Origin of the sequence: Pseudomonas sp. SJZ077 (assembly GCF_007993905.1) — a bacterium.
Classification (GTDB): Bacteria; Pseudomonadota; Gammaproteobacteria; order Pseudomonadales; family Pseudomonadaceae; genus Aquipseudomonas; species Aquipseudomonas mandelii.
The window spans coordinates 1-19,471 of record NZ_VIUJ01000004.1 but is presented as its reverse complement, the minus strand read 5'-3'; the positions used below and the strand labels follow the sequence as shown (position 1 = coordinate 19,471).

Genomic DNA, 19,471 nt, shown 5'->3' with positions numbered 1-19,471 from the left:
GCGATAGCGATCCTGCCAGACATCGCGTTAGCCTTGATATTGCAGTGCACAAAACTATTTGGCAACGGCTATTTTGTGCGGCGCACAATAAAGTTCGCTTCCTTGACCGTTATTCCCTATACACTCGTGAAAATCGAACGACCGGCTTGATTGCTATTAGTCAGGGCAACGTTCCCACGCATGGCGTCAGGAGTTCACGATGGGTCAGGAAGAAAATATTGCGCTGCAAGATAAAGGGCTTTCGACTGCGTCCGGTGTGTTCGAGCACCTGAACCATCTGCAGCGCCTCAATACCCGCAACGTTATTGACGCCGTGCAACAGCGCCAGGCCAAAACCTACGCACCTTCAAGCCTTGAACAACTCCGGCAGCCGACCGCCGCTGACTGGCAGGAATACTTCACCGACCTTGGCCAACGCAGCGTGCTGTTCTGGGACACCTTGCGTCAGCGCGGCGACAACACCCTGGCCCACGAACGCGCCGGGTATCCGCTGCTGCTCAAGTTCAACCATGAAACCCTGATTGCCGGTGAAGACCTGCCGCGCCCGGTCAACTACTCGCTGCTGCAGATCATCGCGGGCCCCGGGCAACAGCTCGACAGCAAAAAGCAGCCGGTGATCATCATCGACCCACGCGGCGGCCACGGCTCGGGGATCGGTGGCTTCAAACAGGATTCGGTCATCGGCGAAAGCCTGCGCGCCGGCCACCCGACCTATTTCATTTCGTTCAGCCATTCGCCACGCCCCGGGCAAACCCTAGCGGACATCGTTGCAGCCCAGGCGCGGTTTATCGAAGAGGTCAGCGCGCGACACCCCGCCAGCACCAAACCCGTGGTGATCGGCAACTGCCAGGCCGGCTGGGCCTTGATGGGCCTGGCGGCGACCCGTCCGGAACTGCCGGGACTGATCATCGTCAATGGCGCGCCTTTGTCGTACTGGGCGGGCGTCAATGGGCGCAATCCGATGCGCTACACCGGCGGTTTGCTGGGCGGCGGCTGGATGGCACGCCTGGGCAGCGACCTGGGCAATGACCGTTTCGACGGCACTTGGCTGGTGAGCAATTTCGAAAGCCTCGACCCGGCCAACACCTGGTGGGGCAAGTACTACCACCTGTTCAGCGAAGTCGACAGCGAGGCCCCGCGCTTCCTCGATTTCGAACGCTGGTGGGGCAGCCCGACCCTGCTCAATGGCGAAGAGATCGAGATGATTGTCGATGACCTGTTCATCGGCAATCAACTGTCCGGCGGCCTTGGGCGCAAGAGCAGCGGGCTCGACCTCAAACGCATCGAAGTGCCGGTGGTGGTGTTCTGTTCCTATGGCGACAACATCACCTCGCCGCAGCAAGCACTGGACTGGATCACCGACGTCTACCCCAGCGATCTCGCCCTGCAAAATGCCGGTCGCACCATCGTTTACCTGCGGCACGCGAGCATTGGCCATCTGGGCATCTTTGTTTCCGGCGAAGTCGCGCGGCGTGAGCACCGGGAGTTGTTGGGCGCCGTCGACGCGATCAACGAACTGCCGGGCGGGCTCTATGAAATGCTCATCGAGGACCTGCCGGAACATTCGCCAACGCCCTACGCCGTGCGTTTCGAGCGACGACGTATCGCCGACATCCACGGTGACGCGCAGGCGCCCCGTGACGATGATCGCGAATTCGCGCTGGTCGAGCGTGCCTCTGATTTCAACAACACCCTTTACGACGGGTTTGTAAGACCGTGGTTGCGCCAGTTGATCAACGAGCCGACCGCCGAGCTGATGCGCAAGGCCCACCCGTTTCACCAGCAACAGGTGATGTGGAACAGTTTGAACCCGGCGCTCTGGTGGTTGGCAGGCAGTGCCTCCCAGGTGAGCAAGAACCGTCAGCCGGCAAACCCGTCCAATCCGTTGCTGGCCTGGCAGGCATTGTTTTCCAACCAGATACAGGATGCCTTGAACGGCTATCGGGACCTGCGTGATGCCGCTCAGGAAATGAGCTTTTACGGCGTGTATGGCGTGCTCAACAGCCTTACCGGCAACGTACCGGCTCGCAATCTCCAGGCGCATGCCGAGCAGCACGATAAAGTCCTGATCGACCGCCTTCAGGACGCCCTGCCCCTCGGCGGCTTGATGGAAGCCTTGATCCGGATCCTGTTCCTGCTGGGCCGCGACAGCGACGAACCGGGCAAGCAAAGCGTCGAGAAACTCATCCTGCAATTGCAGGTGCTGCTGCAGGACTACAGCGCCGAGCCGCTGGACTTGCGCGAAACCCTGCGCCTGCAAAAACTGCTGGTCGCCACCCATCCGCAGGAAAGCCTGCAAAGTCTGCCCCTGATGCTGGCCGAGGTCGAAGAACGCCAGCAAGTGCTGGCCGCCGTCGCCAACATGCTGCCGGAACTGCTGACCAGCGGCGCAGACAATCCGTTCTGGTGTGAGCTGCACACACTGCTCGACGTGCCACTGCCGGGGTCCAACCTGACTCAACCTCCGGGCGCAGCCGATGTTGTCGAGGAGGACACCCCGACGACAACCCCGGAGCCGATCAAGCCGAAAACCGCGGTCGTCGCACCAGAGCCCGCCAAACAAAGCGCCCCCGTGGTCGTCGCTGAGCCAATTGCCCCGGGAACGCTGACAAAAACGCGCAAACCCGCGAAGGGCAAAAAAGCCGCGAAGAAACCTCCTGCTCTCTGATGAGTAACTTGTGGGAGCGAGCCTATGTGTGTGGCGAGGGAGCTTGCTCCCGCTCGGCTGCGAAGCAGTCGCATGGCTTTTGGGGCCGCTTCGCGACCCAGCGGGAGCAAGCTCCCTCGCCACAAAAGCGCGCTCCCACGGGGGTCGTTGTCGACAAAATGTTAGAGCAGTTCACCGCGTCACACCGGCGCGGCTTCCTGGATCTCGAACGATTCATCGGACCGATACTGCCCCGGCGTCATGCCAAACCAGCGGCTACAGGCTTTGTTGAAGCTGCTGTGGTCATGAAAGCCAAGGAGATAGGCGACATGCTTCATGTTGAAGTGAGAATGGCGCAGGTAGAAATCAGCGAGTTGCCGGCGCACCGCGCTCAGCACGTCCTTGAACTGTGTCCCTTCCTTTTCCAGCGCTCGTTGCAGCGTTCGCTTGCTGATGTTCAAGGCCGCCGCAATCGATTCCATGTCGCATTGCCCCTGGCCCTGACTCAGGCGCTCGGTAATCAGCGCGCGAATTCGCCCGACAATGCAAAAACCAAACAGCAGGTCCAGTTGCGCCTCGGCAAAACTGTCATGCAGCACCGCCAGCGTTTCGTTGGCCATGCTCAACGGTCGCATCAATTCCTGCCCGTCAAACAAAATGCTGTCGTAAGGCGCGTTGAACTGCAGATTGCAGCCAAACAGCCGTCGATGCTCGGTGGTGTCTTCGGGTTCTGGATAGGTGAATTCGACGCTCAAGGGTTGCGGTGCGTTGCCGCCCGCCAGCTTGCGGCAGAACCCCAACAACGACGCCAGCCCGGCATCGGTGTATTGGCGCGGTTTGACCGAACCCTGCTGCTGATGATCGAGCCCGGACAACCGGTAATGTTGCTGTTCGGCGGTAAAGAAAAGGCTGAACCCGGTGCCAATCAGCGGACTGAAACGGACCAGGCGTTCGAGGGCGTTTTTCAGATTCAGGCTGGACATCATGGTGTAGCCGATGATCTGAAAGCTGCCGGGGTGGAAACTGCCATAGGCCCTCAAGCCAATGTCCTGATCGCCCGAGGCTTCGGCGGCCAGCTCCCAGAGTCGATAGATGGCCTTTCGCTCGCAAAACGCACCTGGTTGGTCCGCGAGGTCAATGTCTAGTCCAGCCTCCCGACACAGACTGGCAACATCCAGTCCTTGGGCCGAGAGCGTATTGACCAGCACGCTGGCATAGCCTGAACTCATTTTATACATGGCGTCCTCAATGACCTGTGGAACCGGACATCCTGTCCGGAGCCGTGACTGATCTGAAATAAATCAAATATTAACGAGTGGTTCCGTTGCCAATATTGATCCCAGTATAGGTAATCCTCATTTTTCGCCACTGTTCCCGGCCATTCGTCGCCCGGATGCAACTAAACCAGCCATGGCGCCTTTGGACACCAGCCCGTCACCTCCAAACACTTCCGCATCCCCCGCCAATACCGAACAATCGCCCATCTTGCAGCGCAAAACAAAAAAGAGGAACGGAGCTTATGAAGTCGCTTGGTCGTATTGCGTTGGTCACAGGTGGTATGGGTGGGATTGGTACGGCGATCAGCCAGCGCCTGTACAAGGAAGGGTTCAAAGTCATCGTCGGTTGCAGCTCGGATTCCGCCCGCAAAAACGACTGGATTGCCGGTCAACTGGCGGCGGGTTATCAGTTCGAATGCATCTACGGCGACATCACCGATTGGGAGTCGACGCGCAAGGCCTTCGAGATGGCGCGAGAACAATTCGGCCCGATCGATGTGCTGGTCAACAACGCCGGCATCACCCGGGATGCCTCCTTCCGCAAGCTGACGCCCGAGGACTGGAATGCCGTGATCGGCACCAACTTGAGCGGCATGTTCAACACCACCAAGCAGGTGATTGAAGGAATGCTGGCCAAGGGCTGGGGACGGGTCATCAATATCTCCTCGATCAACGGCCAACGAGGCCAGTTCGGCCAGACCAACTACAGCGCGGCCAAGGCCGGCATCCATGGCTTCACCATGGCCCTGGCGCGGGAAGTGTCCGGCAAGGGCGTGACCGTCAACACCGTCTCCCCGGGCTACATCCAGACCAGCATGACCGCGGCCATCCGCCCGGACATCCTCGACACCATGATCGCCGCCACCCCCGTCGGGCGCCTCGGCCAACCCGAAGAAATCGCCTCGATCGTCGCCTGGCTGGCCTCCGATGAATCGGGCTACAGCACCGGCGCTGATTTCTCGGTGAACGGCGGCATGAACATGCAGTAGACCGATCAGGGCAAGGACGCCCTGCTCCCGCTCGACAACATCTTAATGAGGTCACGCATGAACGAAGTCGTAATCGTTGCCGCTACACGTACCGCCATCGGCAGTTTTCAAGGGGCCTTGTCCGCGATTCCAGCCACTGAACTGGGCGCAGCGGTGATCCGCCGTCTGCTGGAAGAAACCGGCCTGGACGGCACGCAGATTGATGAAGTGATTCTGGGCCAGGTGCTCACCGCAGGCTCGGGGCAAAACCCGGCACGCCAGACGGCAATCAAGGCCGGCCTGCCCTTCACCACCCCTGCCCTGACGCTGAACAAGGTCTGCGGCTCGGGCCTCAAGGCTGTGCAACTGGCGGTTCAGGCGATCCGCTGCGGCGACGCCGAGCTGGTGATTGCCGGCGGTCAGGAAAACATGAGCCTGGCGCCTTATGTGCTGCCCAAGGTACGCACCGGTTTGCGTCTGGGTCATGCGCAGTTGCAAGACAGCGTGATTCAGGACGGTTTGTGGGACGCCTTCAACGACTACCACATGGGCATCACCGCTGAAAATCTGGCCACGCAGTACAGCGTCAGCCGCGAAGATCAGGACGCCTTCGCCGCCGCCTCGCAACAGAAAGCAGCCGCCGCCATCGAAGCGGGCTACTTCAAGGGGCAAATCACCCCGATCCTGATCCCTCAGCGCAAGGGCGATCCGCTGGTGTTCGACACGGATGAACAACCGCGCCCGGGCGGCACGCTGCAAGCGTTGAGCAACCTTAAACCGGCGTTCAAGAAAGACGGCAGCGTGACCGCCGGCAATTCGTCGACTCTCAACGATGGCGCCGCCGTGTTGCTGCTGGCCAGCGCCGCCAAGGCCCAGGCCCTCGGCTTGCCGGTGCTGGCGCGCATCAAGGCTTACGCCAGTGCGGGCGTCGACCCGTCGATCATGGGCATCGGCCCGGTCCCGGCCACCCGTCTGGTGCTGGAAAAAGCCGGCTGGAGCCTGGACGACCTCGACCTGATCGAAGCCAACGAAGCGTTCGCCGCGCAATCACTGGCGGTTGGCAAGGAACTGGGTTGGGACACCGCCAAGGTCAACGTCAACGGTGGCGCGATTGCGTTGGGGCATCCGATCGGCGCGTCGGGCGCGCGGATTCTGGTGTCGCTGGTGCACGAGCTCATTCGCCGTGACGGCAAAAAAGGCCTGGCCACGTTGTGCATCGGTGGCGGCCATGGTGTCAGCCTGGTCATCGAACGATAACAAGAATCACAGGACTGCTTGCTTGACTGCTGACGCGGTGCCGAATGGCGGCACCGCGGTTTTTTTCTGCCCGGTTTACCGATGTGGGCAAGGAGTTCCATGGACAATAACGCGCACACCTTCAACACCTTCTGGTCAGGCCAGGTCCCGTTCATTGCCTCCTTTGCAGTGCAACAATTACGCTTGTGGGTGAGCACCAATCCTTGGTTCACCGGCCAGGAATACGAGAAGTGGTTTGACCTGCCACGCAACACACTGGAAAGCCTGCAAGCCGAGTATCAAACCCAATGGGGTGATCTGGGCCAGCGGCTGCTGACCGGCCAGCCGTTTTCCTTTGAAGATCGACGTTTTTCCAGTGGCAACTGGAGCACGCCGCTGTTCGGCTCCCTCGCAGCGTTCTACCTGCTCAATGCCGGTTTTCTGCTGAAGCTGCTCGATAAACTGCCGATCAAAGACAAGAAACCCCGCCAGCGTCTGCTGTATCTGGTGGAGCAAGCGATTGCCGCCGGGGCGCCCAGCAACTTTCTGGCGAGCAACCCCGATGCCTTGCAACGCGTCGTCGACACTCAGGGCGGCAGCCTGTTCACCGGCCTGTTGCACCTGGCCAGCGACCTGCAAGAAGGCAAGATGCGTCAGTGCGACAGCGGCGCTTTCAAGGTCGGCGTGGATCTGGCCAACACCCCCGGCGAAGTGGTGTTCGAGAACGAACTGTTCCAGTTGATTCAGTACTACCCGCAAAGCGAAACCCAGTACCGGCGCCCGGTGTTCATCGTCCCGCCGTCGATCAACAAGTACTACATCCTCGACCTGCGCCCGGACAACTCGATGGTTCGCCATCTGCTGCAACAAGGCCACCCGGTGTTCCTGATGTCGTGGCGCAACTTCGATCAGGCGCACGCCGGCACCACCTGGGATGACCTGATCGACACCGGCATCATCAAAGGCCTGCAAGTGACCCGCGAGATCAGCGGCGAACAACGCCCCAATTGCGTGGGTTTCTGCATCGGCGGCACGCTGTTGAGTTCGGCGCTGGCGGTACTGGCGGCGCGCGGCGACAAGGACATTGGCAGCGTGAGCCTGTTGACCACCTTCCTCGATTACCTCGACACCGGCCCCATCGACATCTTCGTCGACGAACAACTGGTGGCCTACCGCGAGCGCACCATCGGTGGTCAGGAGGGCCCCATCGGCCTGTTCAAGGGCGAGGACATGGGCAACACCTTCTCGCTGCTGCGCCCGAATGATTTGTGGTGGAACTACAACGTCGACAAATACCTCAAGGGCCAGAAACCCATCCCCCTCGACTTGCTGTTCTGGAACAACGACAGCACCAACCTTCCGGGGCCGATGTACTGCTGGTATCTGCGTCACACCTACCTGCAGAACGACCTGAAATCCGGTGAACTGGACTGCTGCGGGGTCAAGCTCAACCTGCGCGCCATCGATGCACCGGCGTACATCCTCGCCACCCACGACGATCACATCGTGCCGTGGCGCAGCGCTTATGCCAGCACCCAATTGCTCTCCGGGACCAAGCGCTTTGTGCTGGGTGCCTCAGGGCACATCGCCGGGGTGATCAACCCACCGGCCAAGGAAAAACGCCATTACTGGACCAACAATCGAGTGTCGAAGGATCCCGACACCTGGTTCATGAATGCCCAGGAACAGGCCGGCAGCTGGTGGAATGACTGGTTTGTCTGGCTGGCAGACCAGGCCGGCGAGCGTCAGCCTTCGGTGTCGCACATCGGCAACGCGCACTACCCGGCGCTGGAATCGGCACCCGGGCGTTATGTGATGCAATGACCGACAGCCCCGCGCACTGACCGATATTGCGCGGGGCCGTTCTTCAGGCGTCCTCGCAAATAACCAAACACAGCACATCGCTTCAATATTCCCGCCTGAATCTGCGCAACCATGGCCTCCTCACTCACCCGTAAGGACCTCGCCATGGCCATCGCCAAAGCTGCTCCCGGCAAAACCCTGCTGACCCCGACCGACCACACCCTGATCATGATTGATCACCAATCGCAGATGTCCTTCGCGACCAAGTCGATCGACGCCGTCACCCTGCGCAACAACGCCGCCCTCGTGGCCAAGGCCGCGCGCGGCTTCAAAGTCTCGACCATCCTGACCACTGTCGCCGAGAAGAGCTTTTCCGGGCCGATCTTCGACGAAATCAAGTCGGTGTTTCCGGAACACAACGTCATCGACCGCACCAGCATGAACACCTGGGAAGACGAGCGCATCGCCGTCGAAGTCAACAAATTCGGCAAACAGAAAATCGTCCTCGCCGGCCTGTGGACCTCGGTGTGCATCGTCGGCCCGGCGCTGTCGGCCATCGACCAGGGTTTTGAGGTCTACGTGATTGCCGACGCCTGTGGCGACGTCAGCACCGAAGCCCATGAAATGGCCATGCAGCGCATGATCCAGATCGGCGCCCGTCCAATGACCTCGCTGCAATACCTGCTCGAACTGCAACGCGACTGGGCACGTACCGAAACCTATGAAGAAACCGTGAAAACCTCGATTGCCAACGGTGGTTCCTACGGTCTTGGCCTGATCTACGCCAAAACAATGTTCGGTGCCTCGGAAGGCCATTAAGCGGTCCTCCTCTGAAAAGCGAGCGACTGCGGACCCTCCGCAGTCGCTGCTGCGTGGTGATTGATGATGAAGTCTGGCAAGCAAGACCTGCGTACCCGGTTGCCCTTTTGGTTGTCGGTGCTGTTCGCCGGAACAGCCTGGGCGGATGAACCCGCACGAGGGTTTCTGGACGGCGCGGCGCTTGACGTGCTCAGCCGCAACTTCTACCTCAACAGCGACTACCGGTCCCCTTCGCCGACAGGTAAAAGCTATAAAGCCGAGTGGACTCAAGGCTTTATCAGCACTTTTGAATCTGGATTCACACCCGGCACGCTCGGCTTAGGCCTCGACGCCCACGCCTTTCTGGGATTGAAGCTGGATGGCGGCAAAGGACATTCCGGGACCGGATTGCTGCCCGTGAATGATGACGGCCGTAGCGAAGACAACTATTCCAGTGGCGGCGGCGCACTGAAAATCAGAGCCTCGCGAACCACCTTGGCGTTCGGTGAAATGATGGTGGAAACCCCGGTGTTCGACACCGCGGACAAACGCTTGCAACCGGAATACGCCACAGGCTTTCTATTGAACAGCCGCGAAATCGATGACGTGAATCTGCTGGCCGGGCATTTCACCGCGTTCAAAAACCAGGACAGTTCTTCGAGCAAAGGCAATTTCTACGGCTACGGCGCCAACACCGAAGCCGGAGGCATTACGTTTCTGGGCGCTGACTTATTCACCCAACGCCCCGTCGGCGGCGCGCTCTATGCCTCAGAACTCAGCGACACCTGGCATCAGTACTACGCCAACCTGCACCTGAAGCAGCCCGGGGTGTTCCTCGACGCCAATCTCTACCACACGCAAGACACCGGCAAAGCGCTGGCCGGCGCCATCGACAACACCGCGTTCAGCCTGTCGGGCAAGTACACCGTCGATGCCCACGCCTTCACCCTGGCGTATCAAAAAATCAATGGCGATACGCCGTTCGATTTTGTCGGCGGCGACTCGATCTACCTCGCCAACTCGATCAAGTACGCCGATTTCAACGGCGCCCACGAACGCTCATGGCAGGCACGCTACGACCTCGATTTGAGCACCTTCGGCATACCTGGCCTGAATTTCATGACCCGTTACGTCATGGGCAGCCGGATCGACGGCACCCGTGCGCCCAAGGGCGGCGCCTACAACCCTTTCGATGAGTCCATCGGCGAATACGTGCCACAACAAGGCGATGGCGGCCGGCATTGGGAGCGCGACATCGACCTGCGCTACATCGTGCAGTCCGGCGCGGCCAAGGGGTTATCGCTGCAACTGTCCCATGTCTCGCATCGGGCCAATGCGGCGCAGGCCGGCGATGATATTGACCGGGTGTACGTGGTCGTTCAGTACCCGCTGAATTTCGGGCATCTATGAAGGGAAATGGCGGAAGGCAGCCGGAGTCGAACCTGCCCGGGAACGGATGCCGTCCCCAACCGGGTTTGAAGCCCGGCCGCGCCACCGGGCGCGATTGCCTTCCTTGAAGTCAGTTTCCTGATGGCTGGGCCAGGGCATTGTCGAGCCGCAGATGGCGCTTGTCGCCAAAGCGTCGGGTCAGGCCCAGCCGGTCGAAGTATTCGAGGATCTGGATGCTGCGCTTGCGCCCCAGGCCCACGGCATCGCGAAACGCCGTGACCTGAATCACCGGGTTCTGCGCGGCCAGTTGCACAAGCATAGCCGCCAATCGGCGAATGACTGCTTCGGTGTAGAACAGGTCGCGGACGACCTGATGCACCAGCCCCAGCCTCGCCATTTTTCGCAACAGCAGGCGCACCGTCACTTCGTCATGGCCAAGGTCGCGCACCCATGGGGCATTGAATCCGGCCTGTTCGAACAACGGTTGCAGCTGCCGCCACAGCGCTTCGTCCTCTTCGCTCAAGCGCACCTGATGCTCGGGCAAATGCAGCCACGGCCCGCTGGCCAGCATGGCGCCGCTGGTGAGTAATTCGTCGACCAGGCTGATGAAAGTCGGCCGATCCAAAGATGTCCCGGCGAAGCGCCGCAAGCGATCCCGGTCGGGGCCCATCTGGTCCGGTTCGAGCTGGTGGAAACGAGCCAGATGCCCCAGCAAGGGCGCTTTCAGCGCTTCCCAACGGTCAGCGCTGAACAGCAAGGGTCCTTGGCGGGTATCGATCAAACGGATATTGGCGGGCAGGACCCAGGTGTCACGCGGCCGGTTGAACTGACGCTCCAGGCGTCGCGGGTCGAGCCCGGTTTCACTGTTCAGCAATAACGCAGGCAGCACGTCTTCCAGCGCATTGCGGGTGGCGAGTGCCTGCAGCTGCGCCAATCGCTCGGGGCTGCGACGGTGTCGGGTCGGGGCGAACGGGTCGAGCACCCGGCCACCGCCGAGGGTTCGTTGAGCGCTCTGGTCACGCAGAATCAACGGATCGCCCTTCACCGCCTGCACCGGCGCATTCAGCAGGATTTGCGCGAACATCCGTTCACCCGGCGCAACGCTGGCACCTTCCAACAGTGCCACTCGCCCCGTGACATCCTGCGTCCCCAGGTGAACATGCACCGTTTGAAAATGCTCGAACGCCTTGGCTTCGCTGGCCAGCAACCGCATGTCGATGTCCAGGCGCTGGGTCGGTGCGTAGAGCCACTCGGACACCAGCCAGTGGCCACGGTGAATCTGCTCCAGTGCCAAGCGCTCGGCACTCAGGTTCAGCGCCACTCGCTGACCCGCAACCCCAATCTCTGCGGCCTGGTTTTGCGCATGCAAGCCACGCACGCGCACGGACTTGCCCAACGAACCGAGCATCAGCGTATCGCCCACGGCAACCTGCCCGGACAGCGCCGTGCCGGTCACCACGATACCGGCCCCGGCCACGCTGAACGCACGATCAATCGCCAGACGAAAACCGCCACGGGTGCTGCGTTGCATCACATCACGCTGCGCATCCAGCAAGGCCAGACGCAGCGTCTCGACGCCCTCCCCGGTCACGCTCGACAGGGCAATCTGCGGCGCGCCGGCATACGGCCCGGGCGCCAGCAAACTTTCGATTTGTTCGCGCACGGCCTGCACGCGGGCCGGATCGACCCGGTCGCATTTGCTGATCGCCACCAGCGCCCGAGGGATGCCCAGCAGTTCGACGATTGCCAGATGTTCGCGGGTCTGGGGCATGACGCCGTCATCCGCTGCCACTACCAGCAATACCAGATCGATGCCCTGGGCTCCGGCCAGCATGTTGTGAGTGAAGCGCTCATGACCCGGTACGTCGATAAAACCGGTCAATGCAGCGCCCGGTTCCAATGCGGCGTAGAGATACCCGAGGTCGATGGTCATGCCGCGTTCGCGTTCTTCCCGGCGACGGTCGCCGGCCTGGCCAGTCAATGCCTGGAGCAACGCCGTCTTGCCGTGGTCGATGTGCCCGGCGGTGCCGACAATCACCCTGGCACCTGCAATTGATCGAGTTGCGCCCGCCACGCGGCTTCATCGTCCAGTTGGCGCAGGTCCAGCCACAGCGCGTCGTCGTCAATCCGGCCTAGCACCGGAATGGCCAGCTGACGGAACGCGGCCTCCAGCCCCAGTAAATGCCGGCCGCGCAGGCGTTTACTCACCAACGGGCGCAGGCACAACGCCGCGCTCGGCAGGCGAGCCACCGGTTGGCTGCCGCTGCCGATCATGCCGAGTGCCGCCACTGCGCTGACGCTCCAGCCATCGCCCAGGGCCTGCGCCAATGACGGTTGCAGGCGTTCGGCTTGCGCAAGAATGTCGGCCTGCGGTCGGGTCAGCAGGCGCAGGCTCGGCAGTCGTTCGGCCAGTTGATCGGGATTGCGGTACAGGCTCAACACCGCTTCGAGGGCTGCCAGGGTCAGTTTGTCGACCCGCAACGCACGTTTGAGCGGGTTCTTCTTGATCTTCGCGATCAAGTCTTTGCGGCCGACGATCAACCCGGCCTGTGGACCGCCGAGTAACTTGTCGCCGCTGAAGGTGACGATGTCCGCGCCATCGATTAGCGCCTGGCGCACCGTGGGTTCGGCGGGCAAGCCCCAGCGGGTCAGGTCCAGCAGACTGCCGCTGCCAAGGTCTTCGAGCAGTGGCAGCCCGTGCTTGTGCGCCAATTCAGCCAACTCGGCCGTCGGCACCCGCGCGGTGAAGCCTTCAATGGCGTAATTGCTCGCATGCACCCGCATCAGCAGACCACTGCGCGGGCCAATCGCCGCCTCGTAATCCCGAGCGTGGGTGCGATTGGTGGTACCGACTTCGTGCAGTTTGACGCCGGCCCGGGCCATGATGTCGGGAATGCGGAAGGCGCCGCCGATTTCGATCAGCTCGCCCCGGGAAATGATCCCTTCCTTGCGCGCGCCCAGGCTGTTGAGCGTCAGCAGCACGGCAGCGGCGTTATTGTTGACCACGGTCACGGCTTCGGCGCCGGTCAGTTCACGGATCAGGCCTTCGATCAGGTCGTCACGGTCGCCGCGCTTGCCGCTTTGCAGGTCGAATTCGAGATTGAGCGGATAGCGAGCGGCCCTTTGCACCGCTTCGATGGCTTCGTCTGGCAACAACGCGCGACCGAGGTTGGTGTGAAGCACCGTGCCGGTCAGGTTGAACACCCGGCGTACCTGGCTGCGATGCTGGAGATCCAGGCGCTCGCCCGCTCTGCCAGCCAAGACTTCGGGGGTGATTTCAACGGCGTCGAGTTGGCTTGACAGTACCGGTTCGCGCAGGTCATCCAGCAGCTGCCGCAGGCTGGCCAGCAGCGCGTCACGCCCATAGCGCTCGGTCAATGGCACACACGCCGGATGGCGCAGCAAACTGTCGATGGAAGGCAGCCGCAAGGCTGGGCTGGCGGATCTGGCAGGCATCAGGCGCTCCCGCAAACGTTAACTGTCGCGCCTGAGTGTAGCCGTTGTGCTTAATCGCCTCCCGGTGCGAGCAGAAGATTCGGTGCCAGGCGCACGTAACCCTCCTGTTCCAGACGCATGTCCAGCATCAGGCTGGTCAGGTCGGTCGAGAGCGCTTCGGCCTCGGCGTCGTTTTCCAGGTACAGCAGTTTCAGGTAGCTGTGGCAGCCGGGGCAGGTTTCGGCGCGCAGCGGCGCCTGATTGGCGGCATGGCGGTCGTCATCGAGGCTGACGTATTCCAGGCCTTTGCTTTGTTCGCAATACACGCATTTGACCCGCACCACGTGCCATTCGCAGGCACACAACGAGCACACCAGATAACGCAAACCGTTGTGTTTGCCGCGATGGCGAATGACCCCGGCCATGGCCGGCGAACCACAGGCCGGGCATTGGTTGAGGCTGTCGCCGGGTTTGAGCGCAAGCTTCGGCGTGTGCAGCAGCCAATGACTGAACGCGGCCTGCAACGCTGCGCCAAGAAAGGGCACCAGCGCCGCCGGCAGCAGCGAATACTGGCCGCTGACCAGTGCGATCGCCCAGGCTTTGCGTTGCCCGCTGTTGGCATTGCGCAAGGACGCGATGGCTTTCTCGACGGCGGAGTCTGGTGGTGGCGAGTACCGCTGCAACAAGGCGTCGAGATACGCCAGCCAGGTGTCTTCGCGCACCAGGCTGTCGGCAGCGAACGGTGGCAGACCGTGTTGCTGGCACATTCGCAGACGCTCGGGATCGAGTGGCGCCGAGTCAGGTGGATTGTCCAACAGGTCCTGCTGAACGCGGCACAGGTCCGCCACCAGCCGCAGGTAATCGGCCAGTGGGTGCCCGTCTGCCAGTTTTTCCAGGCGCAGCGCCCGCAACGCGAACAGGTTGTTCGGTGGCAGGTGCAGGAACGGCGGAGAACCCGCCGCCGCTTCGATCTCTCCAGGCTCAAGAATGGTTGCCAAAGGGCTTATCCTTTTTTGCTGATCGGCCGCTCAGGGTGCTCGTCCCGGGTCACTTCCCGATACCAGAGCTCATGGTGCTTCTTCGCCCAGGCGCGGCTGACCCCGCCATGCACCATGGCGCTGACCGAGCCTTTGATCCAGAGGCCGGCATAGATGTGGACAATGATGCTCAACACCAGCACAAAACCCGCCAACGCGTGAAGCAGCATCGCCCAGCGAATCGAGGTGATGCCGAAGTATTCGCTGAAATACGCACGCCAGATCACCAGCCCGCTGAACAGCAACACCAGCATGCACAGCAGCAAGATCCAGAACAGCAGCTTCTGTCCCGGGTTGTACTTGCCGATCGGCGGCACACCCTCCTCTTCATTGCGGATCACCCGCCCGACGCGCCGGAGCCACAACCGGTCATTGCTGATAAAGAAATTCGCCCGAAAGAACTGGATCACCAGACCAAGGAACAGCACAAACATCGCCACCCCCAGGAACGGGTGCAGGATGCGTGTCCACGGCCCGCCGCCGAACAGGTGGCTGAGCCAGAACAACGCCGGGTGAAAGAGCGCCAGGCCTGACAGCGCGGCCGTGAAAAACAGGATCGCCACCAGCCAGTGATTGGTTCGCTGGTTTGGGGTGTAGCGCAGGATCTGTCTGCGGATCATGGTCTGTCCTCCCCACGCGGATCAAAGGTATGCACCGACGGATCGACTTCATGCACGGCCGGGTCGTTGAGCGGCGGCAATTCATCTTCTTCAACCACTTGCGGCCCGACGCGCACGTAATGGAAGAACCCGGCCAGCACCGCCAGGCCCATGGCCAGCAAGCCCAAGGGTTTGCTCACGCCCTTCCACAATTCCACCAGCGGGCTGATCGTCGGGCTGCCCGGCAAACCGGCGTACAGCGTCGGCGTGTCGGCGTGATGCAGCACGTACATGACGTGCGTACCGCCCACGCCTTCGGGGTCGTACAGGCCGGCGTGATCGAAGCCGCGGCTTTTCAGGTCGACGATGCGTTCGGCGGCGTGTTCTTTCATGTCTTCCTTGCTGCCGAACACGATGGCGCCGGTCGGGCAGGTTTTCACGCAGGCCGGTTCCAGCCCCACTTCCACCCGGTCTGAACACAAGGTGCATTTATAGGCCTTGTGATCCTTTTGAGAGATCCGCGGAATGTTGAACGGGCAGCCGGTGATGCAATAGCCGCAACCGATGCAATGGTCCTGATCGAAATCGACGATGCCGTTGGCGTGCTTGATGATCGCCCCCGGGCTCGGGCACGCCGCCAGGCAACCCGGCTCGGCGCAGTGCATGCAGCCATCCTTGCGAATCAGCCACTCCAGGTTGCCGGCGTCGGTTTCATGCTCGGTGAAGCGCATCAGGGTCCAGGTTTCTGCGCTGAGGTCGTGCGGGTTGTCGTAGGTGCCGAGGTTGTGGCCGACGTCGTCGCGCAACTCGTTCCATTCCGAGCAGGCGACCTGGCAGGCCTTGCAACCGATGCACTTGGTGGTGTCGATCAGCTTGGCCACTTCCTCCTGGTTGCGCACCGAGGACGGCACGGTGGTGGTGGCCGAACGGGCGATGATGTCTTGGCTGGCCATTTAGACTTTCTCCACGTTGACCAGGAATGACTTGGATTCCGGGGTCTGTGTGTTGCCATCGCCGAGGAACGGCACCAGGGTGTTGGTCAGGTAACCGTGGCGCGTGAGGCCGGTAAAGCCCCAGTGCAGCGGGATGCCGATCTGGTGCACCACCTGATTGTTGACCTGCAGCGGACGAATCCGCTTGGTCACCACCGCCACCGCTTCGATGTGCCCGCGCTTGGAACTGACCCGGACCCGGTCGCCGGCGACAATGCCTTTCTCCTTGGCCAGCACTTCACCGATCTCGACGAATTGCTCGGGTTGGGAAATCGCGTTGAGCTTGCAATGCTTGCTCCAGAAGTGGAAATGCTCGGTCAGCCGGTAGCTGGTCGCCGCATACGGATAGTCTTTGGCCACGCCGAGGGAATCCCACACCGAATCGAAGATCCGCGCCGCCGGGTTGCTGGTGGCTTTCTTGTTTTGCGGGTGCAGCGGGTTGATGCCGATCGGCGTCTCGAACGGCTCGTAGTGCTCGGGAAATGGGCCTTCGTTCATCTTGTCGACGGCGAAGAACCGCGCGATGCCTTCGGGGTTCATGATGAACGGATTCATCCCGGCTTCCGGCGGCGAGTCGGCCTTGAAGTCCGGCACATCGGTGCCGCCCCAGGCTTTACCGTTCCACCACACCAGGCGCTTTTTCTCGTCCCATGGCTTGCCTTGCGGGTCGGCCGAAGCGCGGTTGTAGAGAATCCGTCGGTTGGCCGGCCAGGACCAGGCCCAGCCCTGATGTTGGTGCATGCCGTAGGGGTCGCTGTTGTCGCGCCGGGCCATCTGATTGCCCGCCTCGGTCCAGCTGCCGCAGAAAATCCAGCAGCCGCACGCCGTGCTGCCGTCGTCCTTGAGCTGGCCAAACCCGGCCAGTTGCGCATTCGCCTTGATCGTCGCGCCCGTGGCGTCGGTGTAGTCGGTGATGGCCGTGCCGTTGATTTCGCGCGCCAGTTCTTCCGGCGAGGGTTCGTCGGCGATCTTGTACGGCCACGACAGTTTGAGGATCGGGTCGGGATAAGCCCCGCCCTTGGCTTGATAGCGCTGGCGCAGCCGCAGGAACAGTTCGCTCATGATCTGCACGTCGGTGCGCGCCTCGCCCGGGCCATCGGCGCCTTTCCAGTGCCATTGCAGCCAGCGGCTGCTGTTGACCAGCGAGCCGTCCTCCTCGGCGAAACAGGTGGTGGGCAGGCGAATGACTTCGGTCTGGATGCCGGCGGTTTCTACATCGTTGTACGGCCCGACATTGCGCCAGAACTCCGAGGTTTCGGTGGACAGCGGGTCCATCACCACCAGCCATTTGAGCTTGGCCAGGGCCGCCATGACGCGATTCTTGTCAGGCAGCGCGGCGATGGGGTTGAACCCTTGGCACATATAGCCGTTGACCTTGCCCTGGCCCATCAGGTCGAACACTTTGAGGATGTCGTAGTTGGGAATGTCCAGTTTCGGCAAATAGTCGTAAGCCCAGTTGTTCTCCAGCGTGGCGTTGTCGCGGTACCAGGCCTTCATCAGGCTGACGTGGAATTTGCTGTAGTTCTGCCAGTAGGACAGCTGCCCCGGACGCAACGGCATTTGCGTGCGCTTGGTGATGTAGGCGGTGTAATCCTGCTCGGCGTCGTTCGGCAGGGTCAGGTAGCCCGGCAGTGCGTTGGACAGTAAGCCGAGGTCGGTCAGGCCCTGGATGTTGGAGTGCCCGCGCAAGGCATTGACGCCCCCGCCCGGCATGCCGACGTTGCCTAACAGCAGTTGCACCATCGCCGCGCTGCGGATGATTTGCGAGCCGATCGAGTGCTGGGTCCAGCCCAGCGCGTAGAGAATCGTCATGGTCTTGCCCGGTTGCGAGCAGGTGGCGATTTCTTCCCAGATCTTCTGCATGGCATCAACCGGCATACCGCAAATCTGGCTCGCCAGTTCGATGTTGTAGCGGCTGTAATGCTGCTTCATCAGCTGATACACGCAGTGCGGGTCTTGCAGGCTCGGATCGGTTTTGACGAAACCGTCCTGGCCCAATTCGTACCCCCAGCCGGATTTGTCGGTATACACACGTTTGGCCGCGTCGTAACCGCTGAAGATGCCGTCCTCGAAGCCGTACCCCGCTTTGACGATAAACGACACGTCGGTGTAGTTGCGCACGTATTCGTGCTGGATTTTGTCCTCGTTCAGCAGGTAATTGATCAACCCGCCCATGAAGGCGATGTCGGTGCCGGTGCGAATCGGCGCGTAATAGTCGGCCACCGAGGCGGTCCGGGTAAAACGCGGATCGACCACGATCAAGCGCGCCTTGTTGTGCGCCTTGGCTTCGGTCACCCATTTGAAACCGCACGGGTGCGCTTCTGCTGCGTTGCCGCCCATCACCAGGATCAGATTCGCGTTGGCGATATCGGTCCAGTGATTGGTCATGGCACCACGGCCGTACGTCGGGGCAAGACTTGCCACCGTCGGGCCGTGTCAGACACGCGCCTGGTTATCGAACCCCAGCATGCCGAGACTGCGAATGACCTTGTGGGTGATATAACCCGCTTCGTTGGACGCCGCCGAGGCTGCGAGAAAACCGGTAGTCAGCCAGCGGTTTACCGTTTGGCCCTTGTCGTTCTTCTCGATAAAGTTGGCGTCGCGGTCGGCCTTCATCAGGTCGGCAACGCGATCCAGTGCCTCATCCCAGGAGATGCGCGTCCACTCGGTGCTGCCGGGTTTGCGCACCTGCGGATATTGCAGGCGCCCGGGGCTGTGAATGAAGTCCAGCAGGCCGGCGCCTTTGGGGCACAGGGTGCCGCGGTTGACCGGGTGGTCTGCGTCGCCTTCGATGTGGATGATGCTTTGCGCAACGTTTTTGGCGTTATCGCCCTGGCTGTACATGATCAACCCGCAGCCGACCGAGCAATACGGGCAGGTGTTGCGGGTTTCATGGGTGTGGGCGAGTTTGAAATGGCGTACCTGCTCGGCGAAGGCAGGCGTGGGCAGCATGCCCAGCGCGCCGAGGCTCGAGCCCGCAAGGCCGATACCGGCGACCTTGAAGAACTGACGACGGTTGAGGTCCATCGTGCACTCCTGATCAGGTGGAGACCCGGTACTTTTGCCGGGTTTTTCTGGACGATCACGGTGCCGGCAGCGTGGCTACCGACACTTTGAACTCTAGACAATGGGAGAACTGACTGCCTGAAAACCGACCATCGGACAGTGCCCAAATGCCAGCCATCACGCATAACCCTGTGGGAGATTCTATGTTTGGGGGGAACACCCAAACATAGAATTTGGCTTGTATTCGGTTTGGTTTTTCATCAGGGCAAACATCACTCTGGCCA

General features: G+C 61.4%; 14 protein-coding genes and 1 tRNA gene. 6 read left to right on the top strand and 9 right to left on the bottom strand.

The window, feature by feature from the left end; translation table 11 throughout:
- Positions 1-199: 199 nt before the first annotated feature.
- A complete protein-coding gene (locus tag FBY01_RS08585; protein WP_145307041.1) occupies positions 200-2,668 on the top strand; it encodes a DUF3141 domain-containing protein in 2,469 nt (822 codons plus the stop codon).
- Positions 2,669-2,847: 179 nt separating this feature from the next.
- On the opposite strand, the gene FBY01_RS08580 is transcribed toward FBY01_RS08585, so the two are convergent.
- Positions 2,848-3,885: an AraC family transcriptional regulator gene (locus tag FBY01_RS08580; protein WP_010460330.1), complete on the bottom strand. Its 1,038-nt coding sequence runs from the start codon at positions 3,883-3,885 to the stop codon at positions 2,848-2,850.
- 281 nt (positions 3,886-4,166) lie between these two features.
- Here FBY01_RS08580 and phbB point away from each other — a divergent pair, with 281 nt between their 5' ends.
- The 5 genes from phbB (at position 4,167) to FBY01_RS08555 (ending at position 10,139) form a co-directional block, all read left to right on the top strand.
- On the top strand, positions 4,167-4,913 hold the full coding sequence (gene phbB, locus FBY01_RS08575) for an acetoacetyl-CoA reductase (RefSeq protein WP_010460332.1): 747 nt from the start codon (positions 4,167-4,169) through the stop codon (positions 4,911-4,913).
- A gap of 57 nt (positions 4,914-4,970) precedes the next feature.
- Positions 4,971-6,149: an acetyl-CoA C-acetyltransferase gene (locus FBY01_RS08570; protein WP_145307039.1), complete on the top strand. Its 1,179-nt coding sequence runs from the start codon at positions 4,971-4,973 to the stop codon at positions 6,147-6,149.
- Positions 6,150-6,248: 99 nt separating this feature from the next.
- Positions 6,249-7,952, top strand: coding sequence for a class I poly(R)-hydroxyalkanoic acid synthase (phaC, locus tag FBY01_RS08565; protein ID WP_145307037.1), 1,704 nt, complete (start codon positions 6,249-6,251; stop codon positions 7,950-7,952).
- A gap of 144 nt (positions 7,953-8,096) precedes the next feature.
- Positions 8,097-8,750, top strand: coding sequence for a hydrolase (locus FBY01_RS08560; protein WP_010460339.1), 654 nt, complete (start codon positions 8,097-8,099; stop codon positions 8,748-8,750).
- A gap of 66 nt (positions 8,751-8,816) precedes the next feature.
- Entirely contained in the window at positions 8,817-10,139 is a 1,323-nt protein-coding gene (locus FBY01_RS08555; protein WP_145307035.1) for an OprD family porin, read from the top strand.
- Positions 10,140-10,146: 7 nt separating this feature from the next.
- Here the strand turns inward: FBY01_RS08555 and FBY01_RS08550 are convergent.
- From FBY01_RS08550 to FBY01_RS31675, 8 genes are all read right to left on the bottom strand, one after another.
- Positions 10,147-10,242: transfer RNA gene (locus FBY01_RS08550), tRNA-Sec, on the bottom strand.
- 6 nt (positions 10,243-10,248) lie between these two features.
- A complete protein-coding gene (selB, locus tag FBY01_RS08545; RefSeq protein ID WP_145307033.1) occupies positions 10,249-12,156 on the bottom strand; it encodes a selenocysteine-specific translation elongation factor in 1,908 nt (635 codons plus the stop codon).
- On the bottom strand, positions 12,153-13,574 hold the full coding sequence (gene selA / locus FBY01_RS08540) for an L-seryl-tRNA(Sec) selenium transferase (protein ID WP_145307031.1): 1,422 nt from the start codon (positions 13,572-13,574) through the stop codon (positions 12,153-12,155). The genes selB and selA overlap by 4 nt, the downstream gene beginning before the upstream one ends.
- Positions 13,575-13,624: 50 nt before the next feature.
- Positions 13,625-14,551, bottom strand: a complete 927-nt coding sequence (gene fdhE, locus FBY01_RS08535; RefSeq protein ID WP_145307029.1) for a formate dehydrogenase accessory protein FdhE — start codon at positions 14,549-14,551, stop codon at positions 13,625-13,627.
- A 5-nt stretch (positions 14,552-14,556) separates the two neighbouring features.
- Entirely contained in the window at positions 14,557-15,210 is a 654-nt protein-coding gene (locus FBY01_RS08530) for a formate dehydrogenase subunit gamma (RefSeq protein WP_010460348.1), read from the bottom strand.
- A complete protein-coding gene (gene fdxH, locus FBY01_RS08525; protein ID WP_145307028.1) occupies positions 15,207-16,142 on the bottom strand; it encodes a formate dehydrogenase subunit beta in 936 nt (311 codons plus the stop codon). Before fdxH ends, FBY01_RS08530 begins: the two co-directional genes overlap by 4 nt.
- Positions 16,143-19,208, bottom strand: coding sequence for a formate dehydrogenase-N subunit alpha (gene fdnG, locus FBY01_RS08520; RefSeq protein WP_145307027.1), 3,066 nt, complete (start codon positions 19,206-19,208; stop codon positions 16,143-16,145).
- A 55-nt stretch (positions 19,209-19,263) separates the two neighbouring features.
- Positions 19,264-19,471 (bottom strand): hypothetical protein (locus FBY01_RS31675; protein ID WP_218571005.1); only part of this gene is annotated, 208 nt, incomplete at its 5' end.

Bases quoted from the DNA above. Each gene is read 5' to 3' on its own strand.
- FBY01_RS08585 (WP_145307041.1), top strand. From the start codon at position 200: ATGGGTCAGGAAGAAAATATTGCGCTGCAAGATAAAGGGCTTTCGACT.
- FBY01_RS08580 (WP_010460330.1), bottom strand. From the start codon at position 3,885: ATGTATAAAATGAGTTCAGGCTATGCCAGCGTGCTGGTCAATACGCTC.
- phbB (WP_010460332.1), top strand. From the start codon at position 4,167: ATGAAGTCGCTTGGTCGTATTGCGTTGGTCACAGGTGGTATGGGTGGG.
- FBY01_RS08570 (WP_145307039.1), top strand. From the start codon at position 4,971: ATGAACGAAGTCGTAATCGTTGCCGCTACACGTACCGCCATCGGCAGT.
- phaC (WP_145307037.1), top strand. From the start codon at position 6,249: ATGGACAATAACGCGCACACCTTCAACACCTTCTGGTCAGGCCAGGTC.
- FBY01_RS08560 (WP_010460339.1), top strand. From the start codon at position 8,097: ATGGCCATCGCCAAAGCTGCTCCCGGCAAAACCCTGCTGACCCCGACC.
- FBY01_RS08555 (WP_145307035.1), top strand. From the start codon at position 8,817: ATGAAGTCTGGCAAGCAAGACCTGCGTACCCGGTTGCCCTTTTGGTTG.
- selA (WP_145307031.1), bottom strand. From the start codon at position 13,574: ATGCCTGCCAGATCCGCCAGCCCAGCCTTGCGGCTGCCTTCCATCGAC.
- FBY01_RS08530 (WP_010460348.1), bottom strand. From the start codon at position 15,210: ATGATCCGCAGACAGATCCTGCGCTACACCCCAAACCAGCGAACCAAT.
- fdxH (WP_145307028.1), bottom strand. From the start codon at position 16,142: ATGGCCAGCCAAGACATCATCGCCCGTTCGGCCACCACCACCGTGCCG.